Annotated in this window: 10 protein-coding genes; 4 read left to right on the top strand and 6 right to left on the bottom strand. The window is 36.6% G+C overall.

Annotation, left to right across the window (positions count from 1 at the left end; translation table 11 throughout):
• Positions 1–3 precede the first annotated feature (3 nt).
• The 4 genes from KO521_RS16985 to KO521_RS16970 are packed head-to-tail and all read right to left on the bottom strand — an operon-like array spanning position 4 to position 6,125.
• Complete coding sequence (locus tag KO521_RS16985) at positions 4–1,449, bottom strand: aminoacyl-histidine dipeptidase (protein WP_215941101.1); 1,446 nt, start codon at positions 1,447–1,449, stop codon at positions 4–6.
• Positions 1,449–2,717, bottom strand: coding sequence for a cytosine permease (locus KO521_RS16980; protein ID WP_215941100.1), 1,269 nt, complete (start codon positions 2,715–2,717; stop codon positions 1,449–1,451). Before KO521_RS16980 ends, KO521_RS16985 begins: the two co-directional genes overlap by 1 nt.
• On the bottom strand, positions 2,717–3,769 hold the full coding sequence (locus KO521_RS16975) for a hypothetical protein (protein ID WP_194525460.1): 1,053 nt from the start codon (positions 3,767–3,769) through the stop codon (positions 2,717–2,719). Before KO521_RS16975 ends, KO521_RS16980 begins: the two co-directional genes overlap by 1 nt.
• Before the next feature lie 34 nt (positions 3,770–3,803).
• Positions 3,804–6,125 (bottom strand): TonB-dependent receptor, encoded by a 2,322-nt coding sequence (locus tag KO521_RS16970; protein ID WP_215941099.1) that lies wholly within the window; start codon positions 6,123–6,125, stop codon positions 3,804–3,806.
• 120 nt (positions 6,126–6,245) lie between these two features.
• Here KO521_RS16970 and KO521_RS16965 point away from each other — a divergent pair, with 120 nt between their 5' ends.
• From KO521_RS16965 to KO521_RS16950, 4 genes are all read left to right on the top strand, one after another.
• Positions 6,246–7,475 carry a hypothetical protein gene (locus KO521_RS16965; RefSeq protein WP_215941098.1) on the top strand — a complete coding sequence of 410 codons (1,230 nt, stop codon included), beginning with the start codon at positions 6,246–6,248 and terminating at the stop codon, positions 7,473–7,475.
• Positions 7,476–7,957: 482 nt separating this feature from the next.
• Positions 7,958–8,842: a UDP-2,3-diacylglucosamine diphosphatase gene (locus KO521_RS16960; protein ID WP_215941097.1), complete on the top strand. Its 885-nt coding sequence runs from the start codon at positions 7,958–7,960 to the stop codon at positions 8,840–8,842.
• Positions 8,843–9,856 carry a glycosyltransferase family protein gene (locus KO521_RS16955; RefSeq protein ID WP_215941096.1) on the top strand — a complete coding sequence of 338 codons (1,014 nt, stop codon included), beginning with the start codon at positions 8,843–8,845 and terminating at the stop codon, positions 9,854–9,856.
• Entirely contained in the window at positions 9,857–11,230 is a 1,374-nt protein-coding gene (locus KO521_RS16950) for a GH1 family beta-glucosidase (protein WP_215941095.1), read from the top strand.
• 263 nt (positions 11,231–11,493) lie between these two features.
• Here KO521_RS16950 and KO521_RS16945 read toward each other — a convergent pair whose 3' ends face one another.
• Together KO521_RS16945 and KO521_RS16940 are read right to left on the bottom strand one after the other, a co-directional pair.
• Positions 11,494–12,789 (bottom strand): TRAP transporter large permease, encoded by a 1,296-nt coding sequence (locus KO521_RS16945; RefSeq protein WP_215941094.1) that lies wholly within the window; start codon positions 12,787–12,789, stop codon positions 11,494–11,496.
• A 5-nt stretch (positions 12,790–12,794) separates the two neighbouring features.
• Positions 12,795–13,253 carry a TRAP transporter small permease gene (locus KO521_RS16940; protein WP_215941093.1) on the bottom strand — a complete coding sequence of 153 codons (459 nt, stop codon included), beginning with the start codon at positions 13,251–13,253 and terminating at the stop codon, positions 12,795–12,797.

The following is a 13,253-nucleotide window of genomic DNA, read 5'->3' as shown; positions in this document are numbered from 1 at the left end:
GGGTTATTCCAATTCTTTAAGTAATTTGACCAAGAGTTTCCAGAATTTTTGAGTGGAACTTATCTGTAACCGTTCTTCAGGTGAATGAGCTCCTAAAATATTAGGACCAAAAGAAACCATCTGCATAGCTGGAAAAGTCCCTGATAAAATGCCACATTCCAGACCGGCATGTATTGATTTAACAATTGGCGTCTCACCATTCAACTTTTCATAACACTTCTTAGTAAGACTTAAAAGTTCACTATTGGGTCTAGGTTCCCAACCTGGGTAAGGGCCAACTTCTATGACCTCTGCAAATGAAAAACAATCTTTTATTTTTCCCGCCAACTCATCCCGTTCACTATCTACAGAACTACGGGTGTGACATGCCGCATGAAAACGACCTTCGCCAATATGGAGTATAGCAATGTTATTAGAAGTCTGCACCAAGTCCGCAATACCTTCGGTCATTGAATACACCCCGTTTGGGGTGAGCAAAATAGCTTTTACTAATTGATTCTGTGTTTGTACATCTAAAACCGCTGTTGTGGTTTCTGTTTTTGAAAATGCTAGCTTTAAATCTCCATCCGTAGCATGATATTTTTTCTTAAGCTTCTCGGCGATACCTATAAACGCTTGTGAAAACAAATCGCTTTTATCCTTTGCAACTGCCACTATTGCCCAGCCATTTCTAGGTATTACATTGGTTAATGTACCCACATTCACGCTATGTAATCTACAATCTGTTTTAGATATCAAATCATCTAAACACTCGGCTAATACAATAATAGCATTTGCTTGGTTCAAATGTATCTCTACACCAGAGTGCCCCCCTGTTAATCCACTGAGCTTAATTTCAAATAAGCTATACTTCTTTGCATTTAAAAGTTCTGTCTTGTATGAACCATCTATCGTCACATCAACGCCACCGGCACATCCAATGGTAATCATATCATCTTCTTCAGAATCCAAATTCAATAGAATACTTCCCTTTAACTGGTCATTAGTCAATGCCATGGCACCGGTCATACCCATTTCTTCATCTATGGTAAACAAAGCCTCAATAGGAGGGTGCTCCAAATCATTAGAGGACAAAACCGCCATAATCGCCGCAACACCAATCCCATTATCCGCTCCTAATGTGGTTTCTTTTGCCTTTACCCAATCTCCATCAACGAACATTTCTATGCCTTGAGTTGCAAAATCAAAATTTGAGGTCGCCTCCTTTTGATGTACCATATCCAAATGCCCCTGTAAAACAACGGTTCTAGCATCTAGCTTTCGCTTAGTGGCCGGTTTCTTGATAATAACGTTCCCAATTGCATCAACAGAAGTTTCTAAGCTTAACGACTTCCCAAAGGCAACCATAAACTCAATAATTTCTTGTTCTTTTGTAGAAGCTCGTGGTATAGTATTAATGGCTTCAAAATGATGCCAAATAGCATTTGGTTCTAATTTGGTTATTTGCATTATTTCCAGGTTTTTTTTAAGATAAGATATAAGATGAAGGCCACTAAAAAGGAATCAAAAAAAGAAATAGCTGTTAGTGTAATATGATCGTAAGAGCCCAAAAAAGCTACTACGCAGGCCACCAACCAACTAATAATTGCCGGTATACCAAATGCTGGTAATTTATTAAAATCTTTTAGATCATAATCTTGATTTCTAATGAAGAAAAAATCAGCTATAAAAATTGCAGAAATAGGAGGGATTAAAATACTTAATACGTTTAATAGGGATATAAAATGAGTAGCAATACCAATTACAGCTACTAAAGTTGCAACGCAACTACCAATAAGTCCTACAACAGCATACTTCTGCTTCTTAAAAACAGTAGATAGGGTAAGTTGAGTGGAATATAGATTAGAGGTGTTTGTGGTCCATGTAGAAAAAATTAAAATAACAAATGCAGGTACCGTTAAACTTAGTCCTATCATTATCTTCATAATATCAATCTCACCGGTTGCCAAACTAGGAATTGCCCCTGCCAACAAAATCAAAGGAAAACCAAATGCTAATGCCAAAACAGATATTAAACTATCTTTATCAGTACGGGCAAAGCGAGTAAAATCAGGCATCAAAACCGGTGTTAAAATGGTCATACCTACAATAGCAGAAATGGCTTGTATAATGGTCATGTTTCCATTACCCTCAATAGCCAACAGACTCCCAATACTATTCTCATTTGTACATACGTAAAGTACATACACCAGAAAAACAATCATTAAAGGTACTGCAATTGCCGAAAAACGTTCTACAACCGTAAAGCCATAAATAGAAGTTAGTGTCATTAAAATACTTCCTGAAATAATACTGACATATAATGGTACATCAATATCCAAAAGGTGTTTAAAAGCATCGGTAAGTGCTTCCCCAAATATTTCAACCGTTACTGCATACCATCCTAAAAGAGTTATTCCTATTAAAAAATTTATGAGCAAGGTTCCTTTTTTTCCGAAGGAAAAATGCAAAAGCATATAGGTTGACAATCTTGTTCTATTGCCTATAATAGCCGTAATGCCACAAAGCACACTTAAGACAATGTTTACCCCTAGAAAAACCCAAAAGGCATTTGAGAGCCCGATGGATTGTGCTACTTCTGCCCCTAAAAAAAAAGTGGGTAAGGTTACACCTATACCCACAATTATAGAAGCTATATGAATACCATGGACAGTTTTATCTTGAGGTACTTTTGTTTTTGAATAATCATCAACACCTACTTCTGCTGCATTTGACATTACGAGTTGTTTAGTAATTTTTCTGCTAATGGCTTTAATTCAGGATGGCAAACGACACCGTCATCCACGATTTGAATAGCGTCTAAAAAGATACTTACTTTTCCGACAACACCATCAAAATGAGATTTAGCCGGCTGGCCAAGAGGTGGCATATCCATTGGACTCGTATGACCGAAACCAAAATCTACGCCCCCCCAAATACGTTCATCTTCTACAATTTCTCCACATAATTTTCTAATATTTGGACCAAAGCCAAACATATTATGAGAAATCTTATACATATTTGGATCATCGAAAGAAGCTAAATAGGTCTTGTATTTTTCAGCTTCAGACCCACCTTTTACATCAGCAATCCTTCCGTCTTTCATTATAAATTCTAAATGATTGTCTGTGTTATACACATCTGCATGCTGTATCATATCAAAAACAATATTGCCATTCATGCTATCTGTTTTTGGAACAACGTTGACATAACCCGGCGCAGTACCAAATATGGGTTTCGAATAATCCCCACTATCAATATCGAACGAATAATCAGAATCCGTTTCATAAGTAAGTTTTGTGCCATTGGCACTGGTTATGGTAATGACTTTTGCTTTCATAGTCATTACTTTAATTTTATTCAAAAACTCTTCTAAAATATCAATCTCAAAACCTACAAACGTACGTATTAAAGAAGGAATAGAACTTTCGCCAATAATTAAATATCTCAATTTCTTGTTGTTCTCAAATGCTTTTTCCCAAATGGTTGAATAGAGAAAGACTTTAGAATTTAATTCAATCCAAACATCAACATGACTCAAAGCAGCTGTTAAGACTTCTGATGGCCAATCTTTCATACCGGCTTCTCCGTCTTGTTCTGCTTTTGGGGTCCATAAAATTAATGATTTACCTCCTGCAGCTTTCGTCTCTGCCGCCAAAGCATCGGCTAAATCTCTATTTGAACCATTATCTCCCGTTATAGCAACGGTTTCACCAGGTTGCACTTTAAACATCTCCACTATCATTATTTGAGAGAGTTTTGCTGTTTCTGAATTATATGTGTTACTCATAGTTTTGTTTTGTTTATTACCTATCAATCTCTTTTTAAAAGCTAAAAGTAAATGTAGTTCCAACTGTAGCAGGTGTTCCTAACCAACCAAATCCAGATTCAGAATATTCTAAATAATACTTTTTATCTAAAATATTACGTGCCCATAAAGACAACTTAATTTTGTTAATTGATAATGTTGCTTGCGCATCCAACAGTTGATACGCGTCTGATGTGTAATCTGCCGAATTGGAATCTTCCCAATATATTTTTCCGGTTCCGTTGTAGTTCACGCTAAGATCTAGAGTAGTTTTCTCATTGAACGGAATGTTTGACGCCAAGCCTAAATTGAAGTTGTTTTGAGGCACCAAGGAGGTGTTCTTATCATTAAACTGATTTAGGTCTCTTTCGGTTCCGCTTTCGCCTCCGGTAGATCCGCCTTCAGTTATTTTAGATTTCACGAATCCGTAATTGAACAAAATATCCAAATATTTAGACACTCTGGTTTTGGTGTCAAATTCAAATCCAACAATAGTACTCTTATCATAATTAAAATTACCGGGTGTAAAATCATCACCAGTAATAGCAAACTGTTGTCTGTTGGTAAAGTCAGAAAAGAATACTGAGCCATTCAAGATAAAACGATTGTTCCAAGAAGACGTTTTAAAACCAACCTCATAATTATCGGAAAATTCTCCTTTAAAATCCCTATTGAATAGTGGGGTTACTTTTGGGTTAAACCCTCCGGCACGATATCCACGTCCATAATTTGCATAAAGCAATACGTTTTCTGTAGATTGATAAGACAGGGAGACTTTAGGTTGGAGTACATTCTCTTTTTTCTCATCGGTCTGGTCATTTAACAAATCATCCAAATCAAATCTATCGCTATCAAAACGTAGCCCTGCTGAAGCAGTTAATTTATCTGTTAGCTTATAATCAAAGAAACCAAAAACTGCCAGCGTCTTAAAAGTGGCAACATAATCTGTAACGGCCCATTCATCGCTTAAAAAATAATCACTTTGAAAAAATGGACGCTCTATATTTTGATAAAAACCTCCTAAGCTCCAGTCAAATTTTGTGTCTGTTTTTCTATTTGTTAACCGCAGCTCTTGGTTAAAAGATTTGGTATCATTCGTTTCGCCCTGGTCAAGAAAAAATTCTTGCATAAAATCTAGGTCGCCCACTGTTTTTCTTTTCACGTTATTATAAGATGTAATACTTTGTAGTTTTACATTTTCTAAACTGTATTCCAAATTAAGATTGGTATAGAAATTCTGCATTTCAGAATCTCCAAAAGTATCTTGCGAAATAACGTTATCCCCTTTTTCTGGATTTGGGTTCAAATAATCTAAACCAACAGCAAAGAAATCATTGTCTGCAGAACTAGGGTTTGTAGAATAATATGTAGCTCCACCTTTAGAATCAATATATTGAGCCGTAACACTTGCTTTAAATTGTGATGAAAGTTTAAACATCATTTGCCCTCTAAGGGTAAACTCTTTTCTGAAATCTACTTTTTTATCTAAAAACTCGTTAGTCAACAGACCGTCAAAATTTTTGTACTGTGTTGAAAGACGGTAAAAAATCTTGTCCTTTTTAACGGCTCCCGATGATACCAAACCTCCAGTTATTGCATTACCGTTACCATAACCCAAGGTTACTTTATTCTGCATGGTATTGGTAGGTTCTTTAGAGTAAATATTAATGGCACCTCCAATAGCGTTCTTTCCATAAAGAGCACCTTGTGGTCCTTTTACAACTTCTATCAAAGCCAAATCAAACAATTCTTGATTTAACAGACTAGGATCTGCTATTGTAACCCCATCTATTACAAATGCAACAGGGGCATCAGAATTTCGAATTTGAGGTATCCCTCTAATTACTAAAGAATTTACCCCGATAGCCTGACTTTCGCTCAACTTAAGGTTAGGCACTAAATTGGCAAAGTTGGCTACATTATTTATACCCGCTTTTTCAATCCCGTCAGAATTAAAGGCTGTAACGGATTCTGGAGTTGTCTGAATTGAAGCGGTACGCTTTCTAGATTTACCCATTACACCGGCAAAGCCCTGCACCACAACATTGTCTAATTGTTGTGCATCTTCTTCCATAACAATGTTTATGGTAGCGTTCTCTCCTATCGTTACTTCTTGTTTTTTGAAGCCGATATACGAAATCTCCAATACTGCATTGGTAGTGGTGGTAATCTCATAGTTTCCATTGAAATCTGTTGTTACCCCGTTAGTTGTTCCTTTTTCAACAATGTTTACCCCCGGCAAAGGCTCTCCGTTAAAATTTACGGTGCCGCTTACCGTCTTTTCTTGTGCCAAAATTACGATTGGCATCAACATTAAAATAAATAGTAGTTTTTTCATAAGTGACTGGCTTATATATGCTTTGAATTAGTTTGATAAAAGTAGTTCGCACATATTCGTATCAATTATTTACGATTACTAAAAGTTTATTTAATAATTTTAAAACATAAATCGGAATTCATGAAAAAACAGGAATTTTTTAGTCTGCCCCTCACCGCTGCGTATTTTGAAATTTTGATAGTGCAATTAAAAGAAACCTTCAAAAAAAAGCATGGTATAAAAGAGATACCGAAATCCATGCAATTCTATGGGTATGGAAATTATGATTCCGAGAAGCCAAACCTTAAAGAAGACTTAGAACATATTGGAAGTGATTTTATCAATGGAAAGTATCTTTATGACAAAGTTAGGGACTTTAGAAAGGGAAAACCGGTCATAAAAATCAACCAATATTACAAATCCGTTCTACTTTTATACTTAGGTTATCATTCCGTTGATAGTTTTCTTGATGAAAACCGGCTAGAAGAATCAAAGGAAAAAAAACAGCTTGCCCTATTGTATGATGAACAGGCAAACAAAACTTTTTACTACATAAACTATTACTATGGGGAGGATGATGTTATCCTAAAAGGAGAAACCATTATATCCAACAATTGGAAAAAGATAAAGCATACCTATGTATACCCTCAAGAAGATGGAACGAATAAAGAGCATTACAATTTTGGAAATATAGTCCGGAGAGAAGACACCTTGCACATTAATTCCAAAACCTTGTTAGACGGCAAATTGGTGGAGGGAGCCAGTGAAATCTATTACATAGGGCATACCGATCCCTCTAACGTAAGGTATTTAATAGGTACCTACTGTACTTTTGACATCTACACAAATACCGTGGCAGGGCAAACAATTCTTGAAAGATGCGACTCCAAGGAAGATATGGAGGAGCGGTCTAAAAATCCTATTATCCCCCCGTATATTGCTATGGAAATCAGGAGCAAAAGAATTGTAAACAAAAGCATAGTACCCAAGCACTTTCTTGAAATTTCCGAAGCTAGCCCATATGCATCAATATATGAAAGCCTTACTGGCTCCTATATGTTGACTTTCTATTTTCCTAATGGATTTGAAGAAAAACTCTATTTCAAAATTTTGCCTACCAATTATAAAATGATTGTTCAAACAGAGAATGTCTATTTTGAAAAAGATAATCTGGATTTACTCAACAAAGGTTCCGTAGTACATTTTAGTTTTAATTTTGCAGGTATTATAGCCTTTGACCATGTAGATATTTACTTTAAAACCTACTTCTTAAAAGACGACAGCGAAAGACATGATGGTGTTTTTAGCGGGATTGATAATGAAAATAGATTGGTAAATGGTACCGTATCCATAGCGTTTAGTAAATCATAGGTCAGGAAAGTAGAATCAACAGCTTCCTAAAGAACCTATATTTTCATAATGATAGCTTGATATTAAGTTAACTCTTTTACCACCTCTTTGACCGAATTTTGCGGTGTGATTATTTGAGTTAATCTAGTTTGAGTTAGTTTAGTAAAACCGATGTGCGTCTCTACATCGGTTTTTGTCTTTCCAATCCATACCAACTAGTCAAAAAACCTTTTCAGTAATCTTCAACTTTATCTACTGGGATGGAAATATACGGTAACTATTATGTCTTCTAAAAGTAAACATTAACTAACAAATTGTTAATCTATAGTTCACGGTGGATTAAACTAAAAGAACAACCTTTATCCAAACTTGTTTTCACCTATGAAAATAGTTCTAATTTATCTGTCTACCCTTGTGGCAAATCTTCTAATATCACAATTTAGAAGCTATTTTTCGCCCCTGAAATTCAAGAAAATCCAAAAACATAGTCGCCCCTCTATACAATGAAAAAAAGACCTGTTGACATTGTCGTCATATCAGACATACACCTTGGCACTTACGGATGTCACGCCAAGGAACTGATCAAGTATCTAAAATCCATAAATCCAAAACAAGTAGTCCTTAACGGTGATATTGTTGATATATGGCAGTTCAATAAGCGGTATTGGCCCAAATCTCATATGAAGGTGGTAAAACTGCTCATGGAGTGGATTACAAAGGGTGTGAAAGTACATTACATTACAGGTAACCATGATGAAATGATGCGCAAGTTCTCCGGGTTTAAATTGGGGTCTTTCAGCATTGTTAATAAATTGGTTCTAACCGTACATGGTAAAAAAGCCTGGATTTTTCATGGCGATGTTTTTGATGTCACCATGCAACATTCCAAATGGTTGGCCAAACTAGGCGCTATTGGGTATGATACCCTTATACTTATAAACAGTGCTGTAAATTTTTTTTACAAAAAGTTTGGAAGAGGACCTGTATCCATGTCCAAAAAGATAAAGAACAGCGTAAAATCTGCCATAAAGTTCATAAATAACTTTGAACAGACCGCTGCGGATATTGCTATAGAAAATGAATTTGATTATGTCATCTGTGGCCATATTCACCAACCTGAAATTAAATCCATAGAAAACGAGAACGGCTCCGTAATGTATCTAAATTCAGGGGATTGGATAGAGAACCTCACAGCATTAGAGTATACAAAAGGAGAATGGAAACTCTATAGTTACGAAGAAGACATTTACATTCAGTCTTATGACGGGGCCAGCAATGACCCGGTAGAAATGCTAGAGAAAAAAGAACTTTTCCAAAGCTTAATGGCAGAATTCAATGATATGGTGGCTTCGAAAGTTAGCAAAGACCAACCTCAAAAAACACAATAGATGAAAGTTCTATATGCTATACAGGGTACTGGAAATGGTCACCTGAGTAGAGCCCGTGACATTATTCCCGCTTTACAAAAAAGGAACATAAACTTAGATATATTGGTAAGCGGGACACAGGCAGATATTAAACTACCCTACCCTATTACTTATCAATTAAGTGGTTGGAGTTTTATTTTTGGAAAAAAAGGAGGCGTAGATATGTGGCGTACCTACTTAAAAACAAATGCCGCAAGAATAAAAAAGGAAATCAGAAGTATTCCGGTTGAACGGTACGATTTGGTCATCAATGATTTTGAACCAATTTCAGCATGGGCTTGTAAAGAAAAGAATCTACCTTGTGTGGCCCTAAGTCATCAAGCTGCGGTTTTATCCAGTTATGCACCAAAACCCAAACAAAAAGACCCTTTAGGAAAAATCATATTGGAAAAATACGCCCCGTCCAGTATGCAATATGGTTTCCATTTTAAAAATTATGACGAAAGAATATTTACCCCTATCATAAGACAAGATGTAAGATCTGCTATAAATACTTTGGGAAATCACTACACTGTTTATTTACCTTCTTATAGTGATGAAAAACTATTTAAAATGTTGTCCCAAATAAAAGATGTTACGTGGCAGGTTTTCTCAAAGCATAATAAGAAAGAGATTTTCTCAAAGAATGTTACTATTTGCCCGATTACCAATGAGGCCTTTGTACATAGCATGGCAACGAGTAAAGGGGTGCTTTGCGGTGCGGGATTTGAAACTCCGGCCGAAGCGTTATATATGCAAAAGAAACTTCTGGTCATACCTATGAAAGGCCAATATGAGCAACAATGCAATGCAGCCGCATTAAAAGAAATGGGAGTACCTGTTATTAAATCTTTAAAGATGAAACATCTTGACAAAATTAAAACTTGGATTGATACAGACACCAAGATAGATGTACACTACCCTGACCTTACTGATAAGATTATTGAATCTGTTTTAGAAGAATCATTAACGGTTCATAAGAACAAAAATTCTTAAATGGCGCATACATTTGAGCAATCAAATTTTGACTTGCAACCTGACGATTTTGGAGAAGACTTTGTTTGGGGTGTCTCTACTGCAGCCTACCAGATAGAAGGCGCCCATAATATTCACGGAAAAGGAAAGTCTATTTGGGACGAATTTGTAACCAAAAAAGGAAACATTTTTGAGGACCAACACGGGCAAATAGCCTGTGATTTTTACAATAGATATAGAGACGATATTCTTTTAATGAAGTCGATGAATATTACACATTATCGGTTTTCATTATCATGGTCCAGAATTCTACCGGACGGAACAGGAAGGGTAAATCAAAAAGGGATAGAATTCTATAATGATGTAATTAATTTCTGCCTGAAGTGCGATATAACTCCATGGGTAACTCTATATCATTGGGATTTACCTCAAACCCTAGAAAAATTAGGAGGATGGACCAATAGAAAAATACTAGATTGGTTTGAAGATTACGTAAAAATCTGCGTCAAAAACTTTGGCGATCGCGTGAAGCATTGGATGGTACTTAACGAACCTATGGTTTTCACCGGTGCAGGATATTTTTTAGGCGTACATGCCCCAGGCAAGAAAGGGCTCAAAAATTTTCTGCCTGCTATACACCATGCCGTTCTATGCCAAGCTTTAGGAGGAAGATTGCTTCGTAAAATGGTCTCCGATGCCATAATTGGCACTACTTTCTCTTGTTCGCAAATTACACCTCAATCGGATAGTAAAAGAGATATGAAAGCAGCGGATAAAGCAGATGCCCTTTTAAACCGACTTTTCCTTGAACCCAGCTTGGGTCTAGGTTACCCTGACGAGAGTATAGCCGTTCTTAAAAAGATTAAAAAATACGAACAACCGGAAGATGCCCAAAACAGCATTTTTGAGTTTGATTTTATCGGTATTCAAAACTATACCCGAGAGGTGGTTAGGCATAGCTATACCGTGCCCTATTTAAGAGCAAAGATTGTAAAAGCACCGGAACGCAATGTACAAACTACGCTTATGGATTGGGAAGTTCATCCTCCCAGTATTTATGAAATGCTGAAAAAATTCAACACCTACAAAGGTGTGAAAAAAATATTGATTACCGAAAATGGAGCCGCTTTTGAAGATACCATGGAAGCGGGAGAAGTGAATGATATAGAACGTACTAACTATTTAAAAAGCTACTTAAAACAAGTGCATAAAGCGAGTTTGGAAGACCTAAAAATTTCGGGTTACTTTGTGTGGACATTTACAGATAATTTTGAGTGGGCAGAGGGATATTACCCTAGATTCGGTTTGGTACATATCGATTTTGATACGTTGAAACGTACCATTAAAGCTTCGGGAAAATGGTATAGTACTTTCTTAGGAAGGAAAAAGAGCTAAGAAACGTACGGAAACCAAAAACCGATGTCCCCATCGGCTGAATTCTATTCAAGCTAATTCAAATAAGAACGTATGCCGGATACCGCGCGGCAAAGATGAAGCATATACAACCTACTACTATATTCTTAAGTTTAGGACTTAATTATGTTTAGGTTATGCAATTCACTGTAAATTACATTTCAATAAGATACCGCTATTTCTTTAACGCTTGTGAATCAAAAACATCAAACAAATAACAGTCTGCTATATACTCAATAATCAGCCTACAGATCAAACAAACTAGGTAACCATAGGCTTAGCGCAGGAATGTAGGTCACCAGTAATAGTGCAACTACCATTGCTATAAATAATGGTAATAATGGCTTTATTACCTTTTCTATTGTCGTGTTGGCAATGCCAACCCCAACAAAGAGTACAGAGCCTACTGGTGGTGTACATAGACCTATGCAAAGGTTCAACACCATAATAATACCAAAATGAACTGGGTCTAACCCCAACTTGGTTACCACAGGTAAAAATATAGGTGTAAAAATCAATACCGCAGGGGTCATATCCATAAATATCCCAACAAACAACAATAGTAAGTTGATGATGAGAAGTATTACAATTTTATTATCACTTATACTAAGGAGTCCGGAACTTATCTCTTGAGGGATATTTTCATAAGACAGCGCCCAAGACATACTCATAGAGGCACCAATTAACAACATTACGATTGCAGTAGTTGATGCGGAATCCAGTAAGATTTTAGTTAGCCCTTGCGTTGATATCTCCTTATAGAAAAAACCTAATAACAGACTATATAATACTGCAATGGCTGAAGCTTCTGTTGCGGTAAAAACACCGGCAACAATACCTCCAATAACAACAACCAACATAAATAAGCTTGGTAAAGCATCTATAAAAGTTTTGAAAACTTCCTTTAAAGTGCTTCGTTTTCCCACTTTATAGCCTTTTTTCTTTGCCCAAAAAGATGCAATAATCATAAGAAAAAGTCCTGTAAGAATACCCGGTATATATCCTGCTAAAAACAGTGCTGCAATAGAAGCCCCTCCACTTGCTAAAGAATAAACGATAAGTACATTACTTGGTGGAATAATTAAACCTGTAGTAGCAGCTGTTATATTTACGGCAGCTCCAAATTCACGAGAATAGCCTTCTTTTTCCATCTCAGGCCCAAGAATACTTCCCATAGCAGAGGCTGCGGCCATAGCAGAACCCGCAATAGCTCCCATTAGCATAGCAGAAACGATATTTATAAGTGCCAAACCACCTGGTAAGGATCCTACCAAGGTTTTTGCGAAAGCAATTAATCGGTGTGCAATTCCTCCTTTATTCATGAGTTCTCCAGAGAGAATAAATAGTGGAATGGCCAAGAGCGCAAAACTATCAAGACCTGTTCCTATTCTTTGTGAAACCGTTGTAAACGCAGGTAGAACCGGAATACTCACTAACATCGTAAGTACAGATGATATGGCAATACTCCATGCAACAGGCGTACCAATGGCCAGTAGAACTACAAAACTTAGGACCAAAACTATAATTGGTAGATACTCCATAATATTTAGTCGTTAAAAAGGTCAGACAGTTTATAATAGATGATAAGCACGCCACTAATTGGAATTACAAGATAAACTAGAGATAACGGCACTTGCAAAGCTGGGGAGTGTTGGTCTAGCACGTGTGTAATATAAACTAGGCGAGAACCCCCAATTACCAATGCCCCAAGGCTAAACAGAATGACCAACCAATGCACAATCAATTTTAATTTCTTTTGCGAACGCTCACTAAAACGTTTGGGAAGTACATCAATAGCCACATGAAGATTTTTACCAGATACATATGCCGCTCCTAAAATTCCGACCCAAATCATTAGGTATCTGGCCAACTCATCCGTAAACGAGCTAGGTGAACCCAATAAAAATCTACTGAATACCTGCCATAGTACGTTTAAGACCATTATTCCCATAATCGTAACGAGAAAATAAGCCAACACTTTATCAATGTTTTTCCGTAATTCCAT

It is taken from the genome of Zobellia uliginosa, from assembly GCF_018860745.1.
GTDB classification, from domain to species: Bacteria; Bacteroidota; Bacteroidia; order Flavobacteriales; family Flavobacteriaceae; genus Zobellia; species Zobellia uliginosa_B.
This window is presented reverse-complemented; position numbering and strand designations above follow the sequence as displayed.